22 protein-coding genes are annotated in these 22,820 nt (G+C 44.3%); 10 read left to right on the top strand and 12 right to left on the bottom strand.

The genetic code is table 11. The annotated features are described in order from the left end of the window. Positions 1–60: 60 nt before the first annotated feature. Positions 61–1,383, top strand: coding sequence for a YihY/virulence factor BrkB family protein (locus tag C7460_RS03645; RefSeq protein WP_170147869.1), 1,323 nt, complete (start codon positions 61–63; stop codon positions 1,381–1,383). Here the strand turns inward: C7460_RS03645 and C7460_RS03640 are convergent. From C7460_RS03640 to C7460_RS03620, 5 genes are all read right to left on the bottom strand, one after another. After that, entirely contained in the window at positions 1,380–1,883 is a 504-nt protein-coding gene (locus C7460_RS03640) for a DUF4442 domain-containing protein (RefSeq protein ID WP_115866713.1), read from the bottom strand. The genes C7460_RS03645 and C7460_RS03640 overlap by 4 nt on opposite strands. Before the next feature lie 3 nt (positions 1,884–1,886). After that, positions 1,887–3,500 (bottom strand): sodium/sugar symporter, encoded by a 1,614-nt coding sequence (locus C7460_RS03635; protein WP_115866712.1) that lies wholly within the window; start codon positions 3,498–3,500, stop codon positions 1,887–1,889. 159 nt (positions 3,501–3,659) lie between these two features. Then, a complete protein-coding gene (locus C7460_RS03630; RefSeq protein WP_115866711.1) occupies positions 3,660–4,190 on the bottom strand; it encodes a hypothetical protein in 531 nt (176 codons plus the stop codon). A gap of 16 nt (positions 4,191–4,206) precedes the next feature. Continuing rightward, a complete protein-coding gene (locus tag C7460_RS03625) occupies positions 4,207–4,590 on the bottom strand; it encodes a DUF1987 domain-containing protein (RefSeq protein ID WP_115866773.1) in 384 nt (127 codons plus the stop codon). A gap of 28 nt (positions 4,591–4,618) precedes the next feature. After that, a complete protein-coding gene (locus tag C7460_RS03620; protein WP_262511840.1) occupies positions 4,619–5,179 on the bottom strand; it encodes a SiaB family protein kinase in 561 nt (186 codons plus the stop codon). A 435-nt stretch (positions 5,180–5,614) separates the two neighbouring features. Between C7460_RS03620 and C7460_RS03615 the strand changes: the two genes are divergently transcribed. Genes C7460_RS03615 through C7460_RS03605 form a run of 3 tightly spaced genes read left to right on the top strand, consistent with a single transcriptional unit; the run spans position 5,615 to position 9,058 of the window. Beyond that, positions 5,615–7,516 (top strand): ATP-binding protein, encoded by a 1,902-nt coding sequence (locus C7460_RS03615; protein ID WP_115866709.1) that lies wholly within the window; start codon positions 5,615–5,617, stop codon positions 7,514–7,516. Positions 7,517–7,558: 42 nt separating this feature from the next. Beyond that, on the top strand, positions 7,559–8,806 hold the full coding sequence (locus C7460_RS03610; RefSeq protein WP_115866708.1) for a response regulator: 1,248 nt from the start codon (positions 7,559–7,561) through the stop codon (positions 8,804–8,806). Between the two features lie 12 nt (positions 8,807–8,818). After that, positions 8,819–9,058 carry a hypothetical protein gene (locus C7460_RS03605; RefSeq protein WP_115866707.1) on the top strand — a complete coding sequence of 80 codons (240 nt, stop codon included), beginning with the start codon at positions 8,819–8,821 and terminating at the stop codon, positions 9,056–9,058. A gap of 111 nt (positions 9,059–9,169) precedes the next feature. Here the strand turns inward: C7460_RS03605 and C7460_RS03600 are convergent, their stop codons facing one another. Next, the gene (locus tag C7460_RS03600) at positions 9,170–10,441 is read right to left on the bottom strand and encodes a PP2C family protein-serine/threonine phosphatase (RefSeq protein ID WP_147302841.1); all 1,272 of its coding nucleotides are present in this window, start codon (positions 10,439–10,441) and stop codon (positions 9,170–9,172) included. A gap of 186 nt (positions 10,442–10,627) precedes the next feature. Between C7460_RS03600 and C7460_RS03595 the strand changes: the two genes are divergently transcribed. Then, on the top strand, positions 10,628–11,092 hold the full coding sequence (locus tag C7460_RS03595; RefSeq protein ID WP_115866705.1) for a DUF302 domain-containing protein: 465 nt from the start codon (positions 10,628–10,630) through the stop codon (positions 11,090–11,092). A gap of 1 nt (position 11,093) precedes the next feature. Here C7460_RS03595 and C7460_RS03590 read toward each other — a convergent pair whose 3' ends face one another. Next, positions 11,094–11,615 carry a DUF2911 domain-containing protein gene (locus C7460_RS03590; protein WP_115866704.1) on the bottom strand — a complete coding sequence of 174 codons (522 nt, stop codon included), beginning with the start codon at positions 11,613–11,615 and terminating at the stop codon, positions 11,094–11,096. A gap of 122 nt (positions 11,616–11,737) precedes the next feature. Between C7460_RS03590 and C7460_RS03585 the strand changes: the two genes are divergently transcribed. Next, on the top strand, positions 11,738–12,001 hold the full coding sequence (locus C7460_RS03585) for a hypothetical protein (RefSeq protein ID WP_115866703.1): 264 nt from the start codon (positions 11,738–11,740) through the stop codon (positions 11,999–12,001). On the opposite strand, the gene C7460_RS03580 is transcribed toward C7460_RS03585, so the two are convergent. Then, complete coding sequence (locus C7460_RS03580; RefSeq protein WP_115866772.1) at positions 11,998–12,378, bottom strand: DUF3127 domain-containing protein; 381 nt, start codon at positions 12,376–12,378, stop codon at positions 11,998–12,000. The genes C7460_RS03585 and C7460_RS03580 overlap by 4 nt on opposite strands. Before the next feature lie 47 nt (positions 12,379–12,425). On the opposite strand from C7460_RS03580, the gene C7460_RS23615 reads away from it, so the two are divergent. The 3 genes from C7460_RS23615 to C7460_RS03570 all read left to right on the top strand — a co-directional run bounded on the left by C7460_RS23615 (position 12,426) and on the right by C7460_RS03570 (position 14,190). After that, a complete protein-coding gene (locus tag C7460_RS23615) occupies positions 12,426–12,575 on the top strand; it encodes a hypothetical protein (RefSeq protein WP_170147868.1) in 150 nt (49 codons plus the stop codon). Beyond that, positions 12,568–13,035 (top strand): DUF2452 domain-containing protein, encoded by a 468-nt coding sequence (locus C7460_RS03575; RefSeq protein ID WP_115866702.1) that lies wholly within the window; start codon positions 12,568–12,570, stop codon positions 13,033–13,035. Before C7460_RS23615 ends, C7460_RS03575 begins: the two co-directional genes overlap by 8 nt. 114 nt (positions 13,036–13,149) lie before the next feature. After that, entirely contained in the window at positions 13,150–14,190 is a 1,041-nt protein-coding gene (locus tag C7460_RS03570; protein WP_115866701.1) for a hypothetical protein, read from the top strand. Here C7460_RS03570 and C7460_RS03565 read toward each other — a convergent pair. After that, the gene (locus C7460_RS03565; RefSeq protein WP_147302840.1) at positions 14,187–16,589 is read right to left on the bottom strand and encodes a TonB-dependent receptor; all 2,403 of its coding nucleotides are present in this window, start codon (positions 16,587–16,589) and stop codon (positions 14,187–14,189) included. The two genes, C7460_RS03570 and C7460_RS03565, sit on opposite strands and share 4 nt — an antisense overlap. A 191-nt stretch (positions 16,590–16,780) precedes the next feature. On the opposite strand from C7460_RS03565, the gene C7460_RS03560 reads away from it, so the two are divergent. Then, entirely contained in the window at positions 16,781–17,743 is a 963-nt protein-coding gene (locus tag C7460_RS03560; protein WP_115866699.1) for a YheT family hydrolase, read from the top strand. On the opposite strand, the gene msrB is transcribed toward C7460_RS03560, so the two are convergent. From msrB to C7460_RS03545, 3 genes are all read right to left on the bottom strand, one after another. Then, the gene (gene msrB / locus C7460_RS03555) at positions 17,740–18,240 is read right to left on the bottom strand and encodes a peptide-methionine (R)-S-oxide reductase MsrB (RefSeq protein ID WP_115866698.1); all 501 of its coding nucleotides are present in this window, start codon (positions 18,238–18,240) and stop codon (positions 17,740–17,742) included. The two genes, C7460_RS03560 and msrB, sit on opposite strands and share 4 nt — an antisense overlap. A gap of 102 nt (positions 18,241–18,342) precedes the next feature. Continuing rightward, the gene (gene lhgO, locus C7460_RS03550) at positions 18,343–19,542 is read right to left on the bottom strand and encodes an L-2-hydroxyglutarate oxidase (protein WP_115866697.1); all 1,200 of its coding nucleotides are present in this window, start codon (positions 19,540–19,542) and stop codon (positions 18,343–18,345) included. A gap of 41 nt (positions 19,543–19,583) precedes the next feature. After that, a complete protein-coding gene (locus tag C7460_RS03545; RefSeq protein ID WP_115866696.1) occupies positions 19,584–22,703 on the bottom strand; it encodes a WD40/YVTN/BNR-like repeat-containing protein in 3,120 nt (1,039 codons plus the stop codon). Positions 22,704–22,820 lie beyond the last annotated feature (117 nt).

Raw genomic sequence — 22,820 nt, 5'->3', positions numbered from 1 at the left:
GGGTGGAGGGAATTGAACAGGACTCTACCAAACCTCCGGCAAATCCATAATAGAACAAGTATGAATATACAGGGTATTCGGCAGTTTCTTAAAGAAGATCTTTGGAAAATAAAGTTAACCAATCTCCCCAAAAGACAGGCGTTTTTATATCGGCAACTCCGTGTACTAATCATTACCGTATCTGAGTTTACCAAAGACAAGTGTGGGGAAAAGGCCTCGGCGCTTACATTTTTATCGGTACTTTCTATGGTGCCAGTACTGGCCATGGCAGTGGGTGTTGCTTCTATTTTTGGGTTGCGTGATTTTTTGGAGAGAGAACTGAAGAAGTTTCTGGGAGGTCAGGAAGAAGTGCTTGATCAAACATTGAAGTTTGCCGACAATATGCTCAGCAATTCGAGTGGTGGAGTGATAGCCGGTATCAGTGCGGTTTTTTTGGTGTATGCCGTATTGCGCCTACTCAATAATATCGAAGTAGCCTTCAACGACATTTGGAATACAAAGAAAGGAAGGTCGCTGAAAAGAAAGCTCACCGATTACATGTCGGTCATTTTACTGGGGCCATTGATATTGATTTTGTCCAGTTCTGCCACGGTATTTATCACCACCAGTATAGAGGAGCTTACTGAGAGTATCAGCCTGTTAGGCTTTTTTAGACCCATAATATTGTTTTTTGTCAAGCTGGTTCCTTACACCCTCATTTGGTTTTTGCTCTTCTTGATGTATGTGGTATTTCCTAATACAACAGTAAAAATAAAACCGGCGCTGATTGCTGGAGTACTGGCTGGTACGGCATATCAGCTCACACAGTTTGCCTGGGTAGAGGGGCAGGTTTACCTGGGTAAGTACAGTGTGATCTATGCTAGTTTGGCAGCATTGCCTCTATTTCTTATTTGGCTCCAGCTCAGCTGGACTATTTTGCTGTTTGGAGCAGAGTTTGCCTTTGCCTTGCAAAATGTGAGAAACTGGTCCTGGGATGACGATAGCCTCATTATGAATCACCGAAGTAAGCGCAAAATCACACTTTTGGTACTTCGCCATATTGTGCATCATTATAAAAATGAAGACTGTGCCATTGATTTTGAACAGCTTTGCATGGAAGTTAACATTCCCCGTAGGTTTGTGCGAGAAGTAGTAGATGATATGGAAAATGCTCGCCTCATCAATCGGGTACACGCTAATGACGATGTGGATCGCTACCAGCCAGCGTTGGATTACCACAAGATGGATGTCTTTTTAGTACTTGACAGGATGGATCGTATAGGTCTGGATCGGCTGCCACAAGAGGAAGAAAACGAAGGCTATACAACAGTAGATCAAGTAATGAATCAGCTGGATGAAGCGGTTAAGATTTCAGTAGCGAATAAGAAGATTGCTGATCTCTAACTTTTAGGTTGACGCTGCTTAAATGACCAGGTAAAGTCAAACTCGGAAACTACAGTGCCATCGGCCATTTGGCCAATGGTGTGGAAGGTGACCTGCTGTGCCTCGCCGGAGGTTATTGCCCTGTCCACTGCCTCGAAGGCCTTTTTGCCATCATTGCATGTGAAAAATACTCTGCCGGTAGCTTTCTTATGAAAAGTCGCCTTGAGATCTACGATAATAAAAGCTACAGAAGGAGAATGACCAGCTACCGCCAGCAGACATGGAGTGGCTGTAGAAAGCTCGGCAGCCATGCTCTGAACCGCAAAATAGATGCTTTGAAAAGGGTTCTTGTTTAAATATTTGAAGGGGACCGAGGTTACACATTTGTCGGCAGTAATCTCACGCAGACGCATACCTGCGATCAGTCCCATGGGTAGCTTAGCAAGCATAAAAAGCCCAAACTTCCAGGTGTTGGACACCTGGAGTTTGAGCTTTTGTTGTTTTTTATTGAGTGTAATCACGTTTTACCAAAATAGTCCGTAGAGCACCACCAATATAATGCAAATTGCGAATGCACCTATGTTGAAAGTAGGACTAGTTTTGAAAAGGTTCTTGGTGATGATGATGCCCTTCGGATTGTCTTCACCTTTGGCATCTATATAGCTGACTATGGCTATGATGATCATCGTAAACACGCAAGTCAGTCCCATTTGATTCATGAATGGAATCTCTGGGAATAGTTTGAAACCAGCTGCGATGGGGATGGATAGCAATGCACCCCAAATAGCTCCCTTGTTGGTGGTTTTTTTCCAGAAAAGACCCAATAAAAAGACACCCAGGATACCCGGACTTACGATACCAGTATACTCCTGAATAAACTGAAAAGCCTGATCGATGCCTCCCAGCAATGGAGCCATGATACACGCTATTACCAATGCTACACCTGCAGAAATTCTACCAACGGTCACCGTGGTTTTGTCATTCGCATTTTTATTGATGTATTGCTTGTAGATGTCCATCGTGAAGATGGTAGAAGTGGAGTTGAGCATGGATGCCAGTGAAGACACTATAGCAGCAGCAAGTGCAGCAAAGGCGATACCTTTCAGCCCAACCGGTAACAGTTGTAACAACCAGGGGTAAGCCTTGTCTGATTCACCCGGTCCTGGGATGTTGGACTGACCTAATTCTCCAAGACGAGCCATAATCTCTGGATCGTTGACCATCACATAGGCAGCTATACCTGGTACTACCACTATAAATGGGATCAGGAGTTTCAAGAAGGCGGCCATTACGATTCCTTTTTGTGCCTCTTTCAAGGACTTGGCGGCAAGCGTACGCTGGATGATGTACTGGTTAAAACCCCAATAATAAAGATTAGCTACCCACATGCCACCTATCAGCACCCAGATGCCTGGGAGGTTCATATATTCTGGGTTAGACTCGTCCAGTATCATGTGAAAGCGCTCAGGTACTGCATCCAGTACTTGCTTAAAACCTACGATCACCCCTTGACCGTCAGAAAGAGCATCCAGAGCCAGGTAGGTAGTGAGTAGACCACCCAGTACTAAAAATACGACTTGCACCACGTCAGTCCAGGCTACGGCGCTCAGCCCACCATATAGTGAGTAAGCAGCTGCAAACAGCGCAAGACCCAATACTCCGTACATCATAGGTACACCCAGGATGGTTTCTAGCGCTAGTGCTCCCAGGTAAAGCACACTGCTGAGGTTTACAAATACGTAAAGCCCAATCCAAAATACGGCAAGAATGGTTTTTAATTGAGTGCTGTACCGTTTTTCAACGAATTCAGGAATGGTGTACAGTCCTTTTTCAATGAAGATTGGTAGGAAATATTTTCCTACAATAATGAGTGTGATGGCAGCCATCCATTCATATGAGGCTATAGCCAAACCACTGGCAAAACCAGAGCCAGACATACCAATAAACTGTTCGGCAGAGATGTTGGCGGCAATCAATGAGGCACCAATAGCCCACCAGGGCAAAGACTTACTAGCCAAAAAGTAGTCCTCGGCATTTTTTTCGTGGCCTTTTTTGTCTCTGGATACGTAGAGCCCTATACCCACGATCAGCAAACAATAACCGACGAAAACGACGATATCAATAGTTGAAAAATCCATTTAGTGTAAACGTTTTAAAAAACTTAGCATTTATTAGACAAGCCTCAAACATAGCTAATTCAAGCAGTTTGTATTGTCATTACTCGCCATAAATTTGAGGGGTAAACGTTACTTTTTAGGGGGGATTTTTAAATGGGTAAAATTTTCTTTGGAGAAAGGCTAGTTTGCCAGTGCTGCTTGCAGTTCTTCTTCTTTTCTTTCCTGCGCAATGATTTTCTTTTTCTCTTGATTGAGAAAGAAAGTCTCCAGGGCGGATTCAAAAAACTTCAACCCCAGTGCGATTAGCCCTTTGATGATGAGTCCGAGGTATGGTATGGAAACATAAGATTCGATCATTTCTTCAAGGAAAAATTCCTCAGAAATAAACAGGACGATGGCCAGGGTAAACATAATGGTAGAGGCCTTTCTTCCTACTCTGGCTTGTACGAGTTGTTGGATGGTTTTCTCCAATTCCGTGTTTTTGAGCTTGATCTCATCATTTTGCTCCCGGATTTGGAGGTTGGCATTGTCTAGTTTTTTCTGAAGGCGATCAGATACCCTGGTGATTACCTTGGCCTGGGCCACGAGCTCTTCATAGTCGTCAGAGAAAGACTCCAGATCTTGCTTGTATATAGCATGGGTGTCTAATCGAGACCGGAAGTCTTTTAGCTTCTTTATTTCTTCATGATAGAGCTCTCTTGGTCCTTCCATACAGCCGGTTTGTTCCTCAGAATTCTTCTATTTCGAGAAAGTTAAACTCTAAATCTAACAAATCAGCATAATCTTCGCCTGCTTCCATCATATCCTCGTCATCTTCCTCGTAATACCAGTTGATAATGAGGTTTTTACCAGCTTCTTCTATTTTTCCTAGTCGTTTGAATACATCAAAAAGACATTTGGAAGAGCTCGTATTAAAATATTCAAATGAAAAGTTTGCCGTGAATTCATCATAATCGCTTTGGGCAAATTCATCTAATGAATCAATTACTTTTTGGTAAAAAAGAATGGAGTTTTCCGGGCTGGAACGTCCCTTGATCTCAAGTAACCCTTCTTCAGGATTGAAGTTGACTAATGGTGTAACCCGTGTTGGCTCTATAAATATCTTTTCCATAAGTGTATTCACAGCGTTTTCGCTTTACCTATATTTCTCTAGGTAATCTCACTTGCAATGTAAAGTAAGATACATTGTCAGTTACCGGTTGAAATTTATATCTTAATTTTTGTCCACCTGTTTTTCTAGCAATATCGATAAATCCTAGTCCACCAGTACCTTTATCCGAGAACTCTTGCTCTTTAAGCGCCTGCTTGTACAGTGCTCGGAGTTCGTCTGGCTCTACAGCATTGATATCATCCAGTCGCTTTTTCACTTCCTCAGTTTTCTCAGTAGGGATATAGTTACCCGTCTGTAAACTGTAAAATCTTTTGCGCGCAGCGATCAGGATCAATGCTGATCGGGAATCATAACTACTGATACGTATCTCATCTGAGTTCACTTCATCCAGATGATAATACAGGTTTTGGATACATTCAGTGGCCACATTGTAAAATTTCTTCTTTACTTTTCTGTTTTCCTCGAGTTCTTCCAGGCGTTCTTCCAGCGTAGCAATCATCGAAGTTACTAAGTCAAAGGTCAATTCCCCTTTGTACATCAAAATTATATTCTGGTCATATATATTTTTATAACTTCTTAGATAATCCATGCGATTTATTGTGATTATTCAATTTTGGAAAAGTAAAGACTATTTACGGATTTAACCAAATCTTTAAATGCTAAAATAGTAAATCGGTCAGTGTCAGACACTTATTGATTTTTGTGATGACCCCTGCGCTTATTGACTGCAATATAATGCTGATTGAGACTATTTTTATACCAAATAGCGATCATTTGAATGTCAGACAATTGTATGATTCTTGATTTCTATATAAAATGCATAAGAATTCAGGTAGGAACAGGAGGGATGATTCGGGGCGACTGGTAAACTGAAAACCATTGCGGCCGGGACCTGAAATTCCTTTTCCCACCTTAGATTTATTATATTACAATTGGATTATTCCTATATTTAGGGATTCATACAAAAACGTTACTATGACGTGTTTGTAGATTTAAGCGAATTTAACCAACCCATCAACTTAATATGTTAAAGAAGGACCTTTATGCTATAGCGTATGTGCTGACTGCTTTAATAGTGGCCGGTTCTGTTGCTTATTACGTCTTTGTGCTGCAAAAAGATGTAATCGACAATTTTAATGAAGACCCTGCGATAGTTCAGGTAGCAGCACGCCAGTCTACGCTAGGTCAACAAATCGTAAAAGCGGCTATCGGTATGGGATACTCCAAGACCGAACGCAACTTTTCTATCTTCCAGACAGAGCTGGGGCGGATCCTGCCCGAATGGCGCAAAGGCCATGAAGCACTGCTTTCAGGAAGTTCGGAAATGGGTATTTCAGCTCCGTCGCAGACTTCAGCCTATCTCACCTTGCAGGAGAACCTTAAGTTCTTTTACAATGAGATGAACATCAATGCGACCAACCTGATGGATGTGGTGTATACCAATAATGATACTGATATCAATGCGCTGGCTTTGCGTAGCTCCATCGAAACACTGATCAATACCATTAGAAAGTATCAGATTGCTACTGATGATATTACAGACTATTTCGTGGAGGAAGCTCAGTCTTACAAATCAGGTTATAGCCTTGTGGAAAAAATTGTATTCGGGTTTTTTGTTGGTTTCCTGATATTACAAGGACTTTTTGTTTTTAGACCTTTGGTAAAACTTGCCAGCGACAACTACCTCTCTGCAAACAAGGCATATGTAAAGGTGAAGAAATCTGAGGAGCAGCTGAAGATCAACTTCCAGAAACAAAAGTTGATTAACAAAAAGCTCTACCAGTCTCGAAAAGAACTCGAAGAAAAGAACACTAAACTACAAGAATCAGAGGCCAAGTTGCTCCGATCATCCGAAGAGCAAATACGAATCAACGAAAAGCTTATTTCTGCTCAGGATGAACTAAACCTGGCTTATAAGAAACTTCAGGATTCTGAAGAGGAAATCAGAGAGCTGGCAGATAAGCAGCTACAGGATAATGAGAAGCTCTTCCTTGCAGAGAAAAAGCTTAAAGAGACACTTAAGAAAGAGCAAGAGTCCAAAGAAGAGCTAAACAACGCACTGCAATCACTGAAAAGTGCTCAGTCGCAGTTGGTTCACTCTGAGAAAATGGCATCACTTGGTCAGCTTACGGCAGGTATTGCCCATGAGATCAACAACCCGATCAACTTCATTTCTAGTGGAATGGTATCCATAAAAATGTCCATAGAATCCCTGCGAGAAATTGCCGAAGAGTATTCGAGACTGGACGAAGGAGCTGATCCTGCTGAGGTAATCGAGAACGTGAAGGAGCTGAAAGAGGAGCATGAATATGAAGAAATCCTCGAAGAACTTGACGAATTGATCAAAGATGTAAACTACGGAGTAACCCGAACAATAGAAATCGTTAAAGGTCTGAGAGTATTCTCTAGACTTGATGAGGAAGAAGTGAAGTCTGCCAATGTGAATGAAAACATCGATGCTACACTTACTCTTCTAAGAAACAAGACGAAGAATCGCATCAAGGTATCCAAGTACTATGATGAAAACATGAATGACATAGAATGCTTCCCTGGTCAGCTAAACCAGGTATTTATGAACATTCTGAACAATGGTATCCAGGCGATTCCTGAGGATAATAAAGAAGGAGAACTTACCATCTACACTGAAGAGCTGGAAGATGAAGTGGTGATCCGGTTGAAAGATAATGGAGTCGGTATACCTGAAAAGATCAAAAACAGAATTTGGGAGCCATTCTTTACCACTAAAGCTGTGGGTGTAGGAACTGGATTAGGGATGTCCATTACTTATGGAATTATTGAAAAGCACGGTGGAAAGATTGAGTTTACCAGCGAGGAAAATCAGGGTACAGAATTTGTCATTACTTTGCCCAAAAAAGTAACCAGAGTAAAGCAATCTCAAGACAGTAAAGTAGCCGAAAGCAAGTAATATATCTCAAACTAACCGATCAATAGAAGAATTTAAGCAGCGATGGAAGAGATTCAAGATTCACCAGAGATATCAAGAGTTAAGAAGAGTAAAAAATACTCTTTATTATATGTGGACGATGAGACTACCAATCTCCGGGTCTTTAAGTCAAATTTCAGGAAATTTTTTAATGTTCATACCTGCGATAACCCTCTAGAGGCTATCGACATCCTGAAGGAAAATGATATACAGGTAATAGTCACCGATCAGCGAATGCCAGAAATGACCGGTACGGAACTCCTGGAGAAGATCTTGCCGGACTACCCGGATATGATCAAAATCATTCTTACGGGTTTTACGGATATAGAGGCGATCAAAGATGGGATTAACCGATGCGGGATCTACAAGTATATCACCAAGCCCTGGAACTTTGATGAAATGAAAGGGGTGCTCGATAGGGCTATGGAGACTTACCAACAGTCTCAGGATAGCGAAGAGCACATGAAAGAGCTTGAGGTGACCAATGTAGAATTGGAGCAGCGTGTGCGAGAGCGTACAGAGGAGCTGAAGAACATCAATAAGCGCCTTATTGACAGTATCAGGTATGCAGGATTGCTACAGCAGTCTATGCTGCCCAACGAACGCTACCTGAGCAGGATATTGGCTGACCACTTTGTGATGTATCGCAGTAAGTATCTCTTTAGCGAAGAGTTTATCTGGACTACCAGTTTGAATTTTCGCTCCGAGGACTACACGGTAGTGGCAGTAATTGAGTTTGATGGAAAAGGTATAGTGGGGTCGCTAAAAACCCTGATAGCTGATTCTATACTCAATGACCTCATACAGGACCGTAAGATTTTCCACTCAGGAGACATTATCAAAGAGCTTACACAAGAATTAGATGCTGCAGGTTCTAAGGAGCTTCAGTGTGATTTGAAGGTGTCAGTGGCATTGTTCGACAACAATGCACAGACTTTACAGTTTAGTGGTATCAATCAAGACATGATTATTTTCAATGGCAATGAAATGGTCGTACTTGAAGGAGAAACTGAGGAAAACATCGATGACCTTATGGCCGATCGAATTGCAATTGAACCAAATGCCACCTATTATATGTTTTCTAATGGCTATTACAACCAGGAGAATCAGGATGGCGTGAAGTTTTCTCAGGAGAAGTTTGAAGAGATGTTGAAGTCTGTTCAGGATAAACCGCTCGCTGAGCAGTATAAGTTTCTCAACCAAACAGTCGATGACTGGATAGGAGAGAGTGGCTTGACAGATGATATTTCAATTATTGGTTTTAGGTTGTAACAGGGGGTATATATGGCAGTAAAGGCAAGTAATTTTAAAAATTGGTGTACCGAAAACATTAGTCCACAGAGCTGGACACGTATCTGCTTGAAGTGCCTGGATCAGGTGCGTGATGCAGGTATGACCTTAAAGCAAATGGAAGAACTAGATCCGGATATAGATTTGCCACCGGAATTACTGACCTCTTTGAATGAAGCTCTGGAGGAGCTTTACGAAATGTCAGTAGATGAGTCATTGCTCATTAGGTACTAATCATAGTTTCACAAGGAAAATAAAAAAGGTCTGAATGTTGATTCAGACCTTTTTCTGTAGATGTGTATTTATATAAAAAGTGCCTGACCTCAATCAGGTCAGGAGGTATTTTTAAACTTCGACACCTATCACCACTACATCATCAGTCTGTGGTGAGTTTTTCTTCCAATCTTCAAATGCCAACTGGATTTGCTTTTGCTGTTCACCCATTGAAAGCATGCAGTGGGTTTCTAGCAATTGCTTAAAGTTTTTGCTCATAAACTTCTTGTCATTAGGTCCACCAAACTGATCCTGGAATCCATCAGAAGAAAGGTAGATCTTATCGCCATCCTCCAGCTGGATTTGTTCCTTGTTTAGTTTGTTGCCTACTTCCTTTTCATCGCCTTCTATTCCACCTATCATGTATTTTGGGCTCTTGTAGGTGGTGAGCTCCTGAGATCCTTTTTTGATAAGGTATAGAGGAATCCCTGCTCCTGAAAATTCCATGCTCAGGTCATCCAGGTTGATTACGCAGATACCAATTTCCAATCCATCCCGATTTTGATTGTCCTGATCGCGCTGCAACTCAAACTTAATAACCTTATCTAGCCGTGCTAATATTTTATTAGGGTCTACATAGTTTTGGTAATACACGATGTTGGTCAGCTGGTTGCTACCCATGATAGACATAATAGCTCCAGGCACTCCGTGACCAGTACAGTCTGCACAGGCTATGATGAGGTATTCATTGCGTCCCTGGCGGACACGCTCAAACCAGTAGAAGTCTCCACTTACTACGTCTTTTGGTCGATACATCACGAACGCATCCTTTACAAGTTTGTTCATCACCGAAAGGTCTGGCAGTATAGATCGCTGTATGCGCTGTGCATACACAATACTATCAGCTACTTGTTTGTTGGCATGTTCGAGTTGCTGCTTTTGAGTGGAAATTTCGTCTTTTTGGCTTTCGAGCTTCTCGTTTAGCTTTTTCTGCTCCTCCAGACGTTTGATTAGTACCTGGGAGGCATTTCTAAGCTGCTCGGCAAGTTTTCCCACTTCATCGTTAGAGTGTACCTTGATTTCTGCCTGTAAGTTACCCTGACCTATTTGCTCCGCTGCTTTGCTGAGTTTGATGATGGGCTTCACAAAGATGTTTGCCACCACTAGTGCAAGAACGATCGCCCCACCCAGCACCGAAAGGATCACCCAAAGGAGGTTTTCTTGTATTTGGTCTACAGTCTCCTGAATGCTCGCACTGATAAGTTCAGGTTGTTCGGTAGCCAGTGTTACTAGCTCATCGTGAAAGGCATTTTCCAGTTCCTGGTTGACAAAGAAATATAGTAGTGACGAAGTGAGCACTACCAAAGCCACACAAAGAAGCGTCAGTTTTGCGTAGATATTCATGAGATTTTTATTGAGTCCTTCAAACAAAAATAATGGTACTATTGAAAAATCAGACGGTTTATTCCTAACCAATTGAAGGCAAGCTAAGGGAATTTCACTGAACAACCTCAAAAAATGCCTTTCTAGTTTATTTATTCATCAGGAAGCTTTCTTGAAATTATAATATTTCGTTTTTTAGCAGTTGCAATGAGTTTTACCAGCCTTATCAAAGCCACAATAGTAGTGGTGTGCCTTTTCGGAAGCCGAATTGGGCAAGCACAGAATCTGTCTGTTTATCGCAGTGAAGCTGACGTAGATGAAACGGTCAATCGACTAGTGGCTGTTATCGAGCAGGATGCTGATTTGATATTTTTTGAAACCGTGCATCATGATGATATCGCTCGGGAACGTGGACTGAAGCTTGCGCCTACACGGAGTATTTTGTTTGAGGATCCAACGCTTACTACTCAACTGATCAATTGTCAGCAAACTGCAGCGCTAGATCTACCTCTTGAGATTCTCGTATGGGAGGAGCACGGAGACGTCTATATAGGGTTTGTCGATCCTAAGTTTATGAAGCGCCGTTTTATGATTACATCCTGCGACGATACCATACAAGCTCTTTCCAGATTGATGGTGAAAGTCACAATGGACGCTATTCGAAAGCTCTAGATTATTGGATGTCTAGAGGCAGTTCGTAGGTTAGGTTTTCCCAGTTAAATTTTAGTTTGTTCTTCGTTAACGAAAAAGTCATTCGCTCAGTAAATGTGCCTTGTTGAGGGATTACTTTGGTCCTAAAGGCGTCTTTAGAAGAGTCATAGTTGTACGCGCCCCACTGGTCCCACTCTCTATTGAAAATCAGAGTCCATGTAGTGTCAGTAGGAATCGTAAAGATGGCATATTTTCCAGGCGTAAGTGTGTTTCCCGCAAGCGTGATTGTGGTGTTGGTTGCCAGGTAGGTAGCTTTGTTGGCGCCGGTGCGCCAAATTTCTCCATAAGGGACCAGCTTACCCCAAATGGTGCGTTCTTTTACACCCGGACTGCTGTATTGGATGTGTATGAGCGCGTCATTCACTGCGAGTGTATCACTAGCAGGAGGAGAAGGTCGTTTTTCAGGCTTTCGAGTGCACCCTATCCCCAGCAGAAGTATGCTAGCCAGGAATATGAAAAAATAGTGTGATCTGAATTTGGACATTTTACGTTCTTAAACGGACACTTTGTAATTAGGTTGCTGACTTTAAGGTGCTGTAAATTAAGTATTTATAGGTGTGGGTATGTTTTTTGTTTATAACTAAGACAACCAAACTAACTAAATCGATGAGCATCATAGGGATAGAAATACCACAACTCAATGAAGATCAGGACATTGAGGTGGAAGTGCGAGTAAATGGGCTAAAAAAACAATACAACTATCGTGTTGAATTTTTCTACTGGGACGAATGCCCATACCCGACAGATGATCGGGCGGCATGCATTCGTCAGCTTGTAGCCAATTACGATCCGGAGTGGGATCTGGCCCATATCGGATTGCCAGGATCGGACTACATTCCCATTACTTTTCGCAAAAAACGTAACTCCTAAAACGGAAGATCATCATCTGATGAGAAATCTTCCTTCATCCACTCGTCAGATGCTGCAGGTGGTGGAGGTGCATCCGCTCCACCAGTTGGTGCTGCTGTGGACTTTTTTTCCAGTCTCCATGCTTGCAAGCTGTTGAAGTATTTGACCACTCCCTGCCGATCGGTCCATTTTCTGCCTTTGAGGTTAAATGATACGGTCATTTCATCCCCTACATTGAATGCATCCAGTTGTTGGCAGTTGTTTTGGATTAGTTCAAACTTTAGGAATTCAGGATATTGAGGGTTTTCGGCATATTCCACCACAAACTCTCGCTTCTTAAAACTCGCAGACACTTCCTGAGTGTCAGATTTCTCAATTAATTTGCCGTCTATTGTCATATCTAATTTTAAACTATTGCCCCAAATTTGCAGTTCACCCAATGGATATGAAAAGATCTAAGAAGATTTTTTTTGTGCTGGCAGCAATATTTCTGCTAATCATGCTCATCATCGGATATGATATGAGTACACGCACTACCTGGCCTGGAGCCAAAAAGAACCTAAAAGAGCGCATAGAGGAGAAAGTCAATGAGTGACAAGAATAAGGTAGATATTTCTAAGATTGACCTGGAAAAAGAACGCGAGAAAATAACCGATTTGCCCGGGCTAATCGAATTTGCTCATAATGTGGGTAGCGCACTGATCAAGTCTGAAGATAAAGGCGTGATCAAAGGGCAAGCCATGTCAGCTATGTATGCCCAAACTGATCAGCAGTTTGGTCAAATCTATGAGCAAATGGAGCTACTAATGAAGCAAGCCAATGAGCTCAGGAAAAGGATAGATGTGTCTGAACGAATTTACAGCTGCCAGCTAAATTTCAAACCAGTGATTGGAGAGATCTATCACCTCTATCAACGCGATGATGGTTCTGATTTTTTATCGATGATTGCTCCAAACGAATGGGGAAGAAGCCGCAAGTACAACGAGCTGGTGGCTACGGTGAAGCTCCTCCCTGATCACACCTGGGAAGTGCTAAATGCCCCCAATGATCTGTAATGCAGTGAGTGTGGTGACTGATAAGCTTCCTTAGTTGACGTCTTTGCGACAAAAAATATAAGGTTTTACAAACAAAAATGTGTTACTTATGTATCTACATGAAACCTGCGAGATATGAAGCCTTATGTTCCTTTCGTTTACTTGTTTGTCCTTATGCTTATTGGTGCTTGCTCTTCAGAGAAAGAAAGTGATCTGGTGGAGCCGGATGTAGATTGTAATGAATCAGACCTGATAGTGCAAGTGGTCTCCACCACGCCTCCGGGATGTACGGAGCCTGGTAGTGCTCAGGTTTCAGCTTCTGGAGGATCAGGAAGTATAACTTACAGTCTTGATGGTACGAACTTTCAGGAGTCTGGAGATTTTGAAGGGTTAGCTGCCGGAGAATACACTGTAACGGCAGTGGATGGGCAGGACTGTATGGCCACCGCTACTTTTACTATTAATCCTGCCAGTGGAGGTCTTGAGCTGTCTGTTGTGAGCAATACACCGGCTTCATGCGATGCTGCTAATGGTGAGGTAGCTTTGTCAGCTTCCGGAGGTGAGGGAGGCTATTCCTATCGGCTTGGTGATGGGGCTTTCGACGCGAGCAGTCAGTTTACGGGGCTAGCACCTGGTGCTTACACCTTTGCTGTAAAAGATGCTTCTGGGTGTACTGCAGAGCTAGAGGTGACGGTAGCAGCACAGGATAATGATCTTCAACTTACTATATCATCTTCAGAGCCTGCGGGATGTAAAACCACCGATGGCGCAGTAGTATTGAGCGCTACCGGTGGAGATGGTGCCTATCAATATCAGCAAGGCAGCAATGATTTGACGAACTCAGCAACTTTTTCGGGATTGGCAGCTGGTAGTTATACTTTCACAGTAGTGGATGGTAACGGATGTACAGCTACGGTTTCTACGGAGATTTCTAGCGGTGTTAGTCTGGCAGATGATGTGATGCCCATTATTACCAATAATTGCGCCGTGTCGGGGTGTCACGGAAACTCCAGGTCACCTCTACTCAATACAAAAGCCGAGGTGATAGCCAGTGCGTCTCGGATCAAAGCCAGAACAGGTGCGGGTACCATGCCTCCAGCAGGAAGACCGGACCTCACACAAGAGCAAATAGACCTGATATCCTGTTGGGTAGATGAAGGTGCTGACGATAATTAAAAGGATGCACGAAGAGTGGCAGAGATGTTTCTGCCTGGCGCACTGATCCCCGATGAGTAGGTTCTGTAATGCAGGTCTAAGATGTTTTCGATGCCTGCCTGTACAGTGAATGTTTCACTTAAGACATACTGCGACTTGATGTTAAGTGTCGCCCAGGCTGGGGATCCTTCGTCTGTATACAGGTGCGGCTTGTCGTCGATTTCACTAGAGGGAATTTGGGCTGCCGTTTTATGTAGGTTGTACATGCTGTAGAGCTCTGCCCTCAGTTTTTTGATTTGGTAGATCACGGCAGATCGCCCAAAGGCAGGAGGGACATGGCGTAAAGGTTCATTGGAGCCTGTCTCATATCCTTTACTCAAAGTAATACTAGAGGTAAATGCCAGTGATGGTGTGATTTCTGTCTTCACCTGGGCAGAAGCGCCATAGATTTTGGCTTGTTCTGCGTTTACCTGAGCACGTACTTCTTTGGTGTCTCCATCCAGCTCAATGGTATTAGAGCCATTTACTGTAAACTCACTTCTTACAATGGCGTCTGTGAGCATGCTGTGATAGCCTACCAGGTCTACATATACCTTGCCGATGCGTTGCTGTATGGCCAATTCCTGATTGTACGAATATTCTGGCTTAAGATTTGGGTTGGGCACTACCACTACATGGTCATCGACTTCAAAAACTTTACCTACGTCATCTACATTAGGGGCCCGGAAGCCAGTAGAAAGAAGTGCTTTGATGCGGGTGCTGGCCCAGGGGTTGAATATTACTCCGGCCATCCCATTTACTGCTTGATTCTGAAGGTCCAAATCTTCCTGAAGAAAGCTGCTTGCTGTGGCATCAGTAGTGCTTGCCTTAAGCCTCACATCACTATATCTAGCACCCATGTTTAGCACCCATCGTGGAGATGGTTTGTAGCTGAGGTTTGCATATGCTGCAGTGGTGATATAGGTACTTCCACCATCAGGGTATCGGCTGCTGGTTTCTGTTTTTTCACCTGTTATTAGGTTTTTACGATACCCAGAGCTCTGTACATCATTGAAGATAAAATCAACACCGTAGTAGAGGTTGGCTTTACCTATTTTCCTGTCCAGGTCTAGAGTGACATTGTAGAGGTCTACCGTTTCTGTGCGTGTTCGGAGCCTGTCATCTCCAAATTTTCGATCGTTTCTACTTTCTTCATACTGCTGGTATGCCAGAGTGACTTTTGCCTGGCTGTAAACAGCTGTAGGCTCAAATGTGCTAAACGTAAGGGTGTGCATGAGCCATTTTTGCGGCCCGTAGTACCAGTCTGCATAGATGAGCGAGTCTGAGTCTTCCTGTTTTTCTGTGAGCCGATCGTAACGCGGAATGTCTGAGGTGTTGCTATAGTAGAAACCGTATGCGATATCAGATTTGGCTCCTGTTTTTAGTCGTACTTTCTGAATGGTATTTAGCAGGTTGTAGCCGGAGTGTTTTTGTAGGTTTTTGTCTTTGTTGGTTACCAGAAAGTCTGCACCTCCAGCAGAGCGCACATAATGAGTACGTTCAAAGTGTCCTTTAAAGCCACTGGTTCGTTTACTTCCGGCTTTCAGGTCATCTAGCTGGGTATGGCTAATAGAGCCCATGTACGAAAACTTCTTGCCATAAACGCTAAAGTCGAGGTGGCCTGTTTTTTCATTGGCAGCACTGCCATATCGGGCCATAGCATTGCCGCGCACCTGTGGTTTGTCTAGTGTGGTGAACCTGGTGCCTTTTGTGTGAAAATCCATCACACCACCGAGCGCATCACTGCCATACATCACCGATCCGGGGCCATATATCACTTCAGCTCCCTCCAGGGCATTCGGGTCTATGTTAATGACGTTTTGCAGGTTGCCACTTCTAAAGATCGCGTTGTTTAAGCGCACACCATCTACTACGAGCAGTACTGAATTTGCCGCAAAGCCTCTGAGCATTGGTGACCCACCTCCAAGTTGGCTTTTTTGTACATATACCTGGCCGGTTTCGGCGAGTAGGTCGGCTGAGGTCTCAGGGTTTTGAAAACTCGCGGTTTTTGGGCTGATAGCCAAAATGTCCTGAGAAACTTCTCCTTTGTTTTGTTCCCATCTGTTGGCCGTTACCGTCACCTCATCGATAAGCAGAATTCGCTCCATTAGCTCTACGCGAAAATCTTTAACTATCAGTTCACTGTATGCCAACGAAGTGGATTGGTAAGCGGGATGTTGTAGGATGACAATACCCATGGCCGGGCACGCACTCAGATCAGCGGTGCCATCAGCGCTTGTGAGCGTACTAAAGCTTTGATTTTCGTGGTATATATATACGTTTTCAATGCTTTCACCGGTTGTTTCATCGATTACCTGCATCGTCTGAGCAATGCCGCATAGTGAACAAACAATCAGTGATACGGTAGAAATGTACTTCAAAAGGATATTCAATTAAATTTCTTTTCGGTTCCGCAAAAACCCTGCCGATACGACCTGGCGAAACTAAATAAAGCTTCAAGTATTTGCCAGTGATGCCGTGTAAAGATGATTGTCAGTTAGTGGTTTATAAGAGGGGTAAATTTACATTTGGTCCTACATTGCCACATTTAGAAAAGATATACGACTGAATTATGCCACTAGAACACATCTCTGACTATAAACGTCCGCCGCGCTATATGCTAAACGCCCATTGGGAAACCGTGATTCCAAGCATGTTTTTTAAAGTAAAAGGAGACTTTTACTCCCGAGAGCGTTTGGAGTTGGAGGATGGTGATTTTTTGGATCTCGATTGGATACGGGGAGGTAGTCATAAATGTATGATCATCACCCATGGCCTGGAAGGTGATAGTCAACGATTCTATGTAAAGCGAACGGCTCATTTTTTTAAAGCACAGGGATGGGATGTGCTGGCATGGAACTGCAGAAGTTGCAGTGGAGAAATGAATCGGCTACCCAGGTTTTATCACCATGGTGATACACCAGATTTGCATCGTGTAGTGCAGCATGTGCTGGGGAATGGCTATCAGCACGTAGTGCTCGCGGGGTATTCCATGGGAGGGAGTATGAGTTTGAAGTATCTGGGCGAAGCTCCGAGAGATCACCGGTTGAAGGGTGCAGTCACCTTTTCGGTGCCTTGTAACCTTAGAGATAGTGCTGTGCAACTGCAGGCTAGAGGGAATCGCATGTATGAGCAGCGCTTTCTGAAAAAACTAATAGAGAAAATAAAGCTGAAAGCTGAGCGGTTTGAGGAAGTAGATGCTTCTGGAGTAGATGAATTGCCAGACTTTGATGCGTTTCATGATCGGTATACAGCACCACTGCATGGATTTGCCGATAAGGATCATTTTTTTCGTGAGGCTACATGTGACCGGTACTTTGAAGGCTTAGATGTGCCTGTGCTGGTAGTGAATGCAGCCAATGATCCTATGCTGGGACAGGCATGTTATCCTAAGGCTTTTGCACAAGCCAGTGATTTGTTTCACCTGGAGATACCCAAGTATGGAGGACATGCCGGGTTTTCGATATGGCGCAAGCCTTACAGCTATATGGAGCTGAGGGCGCTTCGTTTTATTAAAGAGGTGCTAGCGCTTTAGTCTTTGGCTTCTGGAACAAATTTTAGTGCTGCCGAATTGATGCAATATCTAAGTCCGGTTGGTTCAGGGCCATCGGGGAAAACATGTCCAAGGTGTCCGTCACAACGCTCACAGTGCACTTCCGTACGTACCATGCCAAGACTTCTGTCGGATTCCGTGCCTACATTGGTAGTGTTGATCGGTTGGTAAAAACTGGGCCAACCTGTGCCAGATCGAAATTTGGTTTCTGATTTGAAAAGAGGTAGTCCACATCCAGCACAAGAATAGGTGCCGGTTTTTTTATTGTTCCATAGCTCACCGGTAAAGGCACGCTCAGTTCCCTGCTCGCGCAGCACATAATATTGCATGTCAGTGAGCTCGGCCTTCCACTCGGATTCCGTTTTTTCGATTTTTCCTATACTATCATTCTCTGTCTGTGCTTCTTTAGGTTGCTGTGCACAGGCCGAGAAAGCCAACAACATAGTATATCCAAGTGCTATTGTTTTTAAGTTCTTCATACGCTTCATCGTTTCATGGTTATAAACGAACTGACAGCAGTAGTTGGTTTTTAGAAACAACTATTTCATGATGTGATTGGCACCATCATGACTTTTGTGGGATTAATTTGAGAATCTTTTCAAGGCAAGATTGGCAACGTGCTCACCAATAGCTAGCGAAGAAGTGGCCGCTGGTGAAGGAGCATTTCCTACATTGATCACTTTTTCGCTTTCCAGTATCAAGAAGTCATCTATGAGTCCCCCGTCTTTGTCGCATGCCTGAGCTCTCACTCCAGACCCACCTGGCTCCAGGTCATTTTTTTGAATATCTGGTAGCAGCTCCTGCAGAGCTTTGGTAAATGCACTTTTAGAGTATGAGCGATAAAACTCTCCCAGGCCAGTTTTCCAATATTTTCCAGCGACTTTTCTAAACCCTTTCCATCCTAAACTCCCAGCCAGATCTTTGAGGCTGATGTCTGATTTGGTATACCCTTCTCTTTTGTAGGCTAGTACGGCGTTTGGGCCAGCCTCTATGCCACCGCCTATCATGCGTGTAAAATGAACGCCCAGGAAGGGGAAGTTGGGGTCAGGTACCGGATAGATGAGGTTTTTGACCAGGTGCTCTTTTTGTTCTTTGATTTTGTAATATTCACCTCTAAAGGGGATGATTCGGTAGTTGACGGGTACACCGGTGAGTTTGGCTATTTGGTCAGAAAACAATCCGGTGCAGTTGACCACCAGCCGGGTAGTGAGTGTCTGATGCTTGGTGGTGACCTGTATGAAACCCTTGTTTTCCGTGATGTCGAGTACTTTGTTGTCTGGGAAAATGTCGCCTCCGAAATGGCGTATTTTCTCGGCGTATTTGTACGCTACCTCTTTGTAGTCTATGATGCCCGTCTGTGGTACAAAAATCCCCTGAACTCCATTTGCATAGGGTTCATATTCTTTCAGTTCGTCACGCACCAGCTTTTTCAGGCCAGTGAGCCCGTTGTGTTGTCCACGATCATAAAGCATGTTTAGCGTGGGTAGCTGTTCTTCACGAGTGGCGACCACTATTTTTCCACACAGCTCGAATTTGATTTCTTCTTCTTCACAAAACTGTATCAGCTTATTGTACCCGTCCACACAGTTTTTGGCTTTGAGGCTTCCAGGTTTGTAGTACAGCCCTGAGTGGATCACACCGCTATTGTGACCGGTTTGGTGCATGGCCAGGTCTTTTTCTTTTTCCACCACTGCCACACGAAGTTTAGGGTTGCTTTCTTTGATTTTCAAAGCAGAAGCAAGCCCTACGATTCCACCACCTATTACGACTACATTGTACATGATTCGAGCATTGATGAGGTCGCAAATATGCTCAATTTGACTTATTCGTCGGTGCTGATGAGTTGAATTTTATTGGCAATGATGGCTTCATTTAGTGTCACTACATCATTTTTCATCAGAAGGTCCAGTTTACCTAATTCTTCGTCTATTCTGGCTCTGACTTCCTGGTAAAATTGTATAGCCTGCTCTGTAGGAGGGTAGTCTCCCATTGCAGTAAGGGAGGCCAGGTGGCCTAGCTTGTTGTTGAGTCGGATGGGGAAATTCAATGGATCTTGTCTGCTCTCATTTTTGGTCTGGTAAAGTGCTTTTTCTATGTTCGTCAGTTGCTCGCTGAGGCTGTCAGCCTGAGCAATCAGCGCCTGATGCTCTTGGGAGTTTAGGGCTGTTTTTACTGCCGCTATCCGATCGCGTACCGATCGGATATTTTGGATGGCCTGGTGCGTTTCAGAGAGTTTGTCTCGTACGCATATCAAAAAATCAAACTGTGCCTTCAGGTCTTCCACTGATGAGCTGTTTCGTGGATCTTTCATCAACTTCAGCTGCTGGGTTTGGATAGAGTTGCCCACAGCGAGTTCCACTTCATAGTTTCCGGGAGGAGCTACGGGACCCTTAGTGGTTGCCCACCACAGGATCATGCCGTCAAAAGTTTTGGCATCCGCATAGCGCATGTCCCACTGGAAAGTGTTGAACCCAGGAGAGATGGGTAGGCTTTCTTCCTGTTGGTCTTTGTTCGGAGCCGAGCTAAAGACCTTAATTACGTCTGTTCCTTTGCGAAATGTGAGACGAACGGTGTCTTTACCTGTCGTATCTTTTAGGTAAAAGTGCACCAATGCACCACCAGGGTGGTTGGTACCTGCTGTGAGTGAAGTTTTGCCACCTCCACCACCGAGGCGGTAAGTGTCCATTGATTTAAAGAGAAATGCGGTTGATTCGTTGACTTGTGCATTTAGGTGATGCAAAGGTGTAAGGTCATCAATCAGCCAGAATCCACGGCCCTGAGTGGAGGCTATGAGGTTGTTGTTTTTTAGGGCCAAATCAGTGATAGGCACTACTGGCAGGTTTTGCTGAAAGGCCGACCATGAGCTGCCTCCATCAAATGATATGTACATGCCAGATTCTGTTCCTGCATATAATAAGTCCTTACGCTCAGGGTCAGCGCGAAGTACACGCGTAAAATGCTCTTCGGGGATTCCTTTTGTGATTTTTTGCCATGTTTCACCATAGTCGTAGGACTTAAACAAGATCGGAGAATAGTCCCCAAGTTTGTATCGGGTGCCAGCCAGGTAGATGCCGCCTTTTCGGTGAGGATCTACTTCCAATGAATTGATCATGGTCCATTCTGGAAGGTCGGTTGGTGTGATGTTTGTCCAGTTTTTGCCACCATCCCGGGTAATGTGTACCAGGCCGTCATCTGATCCTGTGTAGATCACCTCTGGTTCGTGTAGCGACTCTACGGCCGCAAAGATGGTGCAGTAGTATTCCACTGAAGTATTGTCTTTGGTGATTGGACCACCTGAAGGCCCCAACCTGGATGGGTCATTTCGCGTAAGGTCCGGGCTGATCACCTCCCATGATTGTCCTTCGTTGTAGGTGACATGCAGGTGGTTAGATGCTGTATAGAGTTTCTTTGGGTCGTGTTTGGAAAAGAAAATCGGGAAATTCCATTGGAATCGGTATTTCATGCCTTCAGCACCCCAGCCCATTGGGTTGTCTGGCCATACATTGATAGCGCGTATTTCTTTGGTGCGGTGGTTGTAGCGTGTCAGAAAGCCATCGTAGCTACCGCCATAGACAATGTCATTGTCTGTAGGGTCCACGGCGAGGTGGGCGCTTTCGCCACCAGCAGTAGGTTCCCAATCTCGTTCTCCGATAAAAGTTCCATCTGTGCGGTGGGCTATTCGCAGTGTGGAGTTGTCTTGTTGGGCACCATATATGCGATATGGGAATGCATTGTCTGTAGTCACCCTATAGATCTGTGTCGTAGGTTGATTGTGGTAGGTGCTCCAGTTGGCGCCGGCATCAAAGCTCACCTGAGCACCACCATCGTCACCAATGATCATTCGGTTAGAATTCTCAGGAGCTATCCATAGGTCGTGGTGGTCACCATGTGGTGCTCTGGCAGATTCAAAAGTTTCTCCTCCATCTTTACTTACGTGATAGTCCACATTGAGTACATACACCTTGTCTTCATCCTGGGTGTCAGCATATATACGTGTGTAATACCAGGCTCTTTGGCGCAATGCCCGACTAGAATTGGTGAGCTTCCAGGTAGCTCCCCCGTCTTCAGATCGGTATACTCCTCCGTTTTCATTTTCTATGATAGCCCACACACGCTCGGCATTTAGGGGAGAGACTGCCACACCAGCTATTCCCCAGATCCCTTCAGGGAGTCCTTTGTTTGTAGAGATATTGGTCCAGGTTTCGCCTGCATCTGTGCTCTTCCAGAGGGCGGAGCCTTCACCTCCGCTTTCCAGGCTATATGGCGTTCGACGAATTCTCCAGGTGGTGGCATACAAGACGCGTGGGTTTGTAGGGTCCATACAAAGGTCTACAGCACCGGCATGTTGGTTGGCAAAAAGCACTTTATTCCAGGTATTTCCCCCGTCGGTAGATTTATAGACACCTCGCTCGGATGTAGGTTGGTACAGGTCACCCATCACAGCAGCATAGACTATGTTGGGATTTTTGGGGTGTATGCGAATCCTTGAAATGTGGCGGGATTTGGGCAGTCCGGCAGGTTTCCAGCTTTTTCCTGCGTCCAGAGATTTCCAAAGGCCATATCCGAAGGATACATTTCCTCTGACTGTTTTTTCACCGCCACCTACATAGATCACGTTTGGGTCCCAATCACTCACAGCTATGGCCCCAATGGAGCCTCCAAAGTAGCCATCGGAAATATTACTCCAGGTGTTGCCAGCGTCTGTAGTTTTCCAGATTCCACCGCCAGTAGCACCAAAATAGTACAGATTGGGCTGATCTGGTACGCCTGTGACTGCTGCGGAGCGTCCTCCGCGAAATGGCCCTACGTGTCGCCATTTGATGCCGTCTAAAAAGCTCTGCTTATAGCCGGTATCGGCTGACTGTTTTTTTGAGCGCTGGGCCGAGGAGTTTGCAAGGATGGTAAGAGAAAGACATGCCAGTAGGATAAACCGCAAATTCATAGGGTGTTTGAGTTAAGTTGTTTTTAAAGCTATATAAAGGCCCATCAGTACACAAAACTTTTATTCTGGATACGGTGTGGCGGGCGATTTGGTACCCTTGAAAAGCTACCTTTTATC

This window comes from Marinoscillum furvescens DSM 4134, from assembly GCF_003386095.1.
GTDB classification, from domain to species: domain Bacteria; phylum Bacteroidota; class Bacteroidia; order Cytophagales; family Cyclobacteriaceae; genus Marinoscillum; species Marinoscillum furvescens.
The sequence above is the reverse complement of the archived record's forward strand: the minus strand, read 5'-3'. Positions and strand labels throughout refer to the sequence as shown.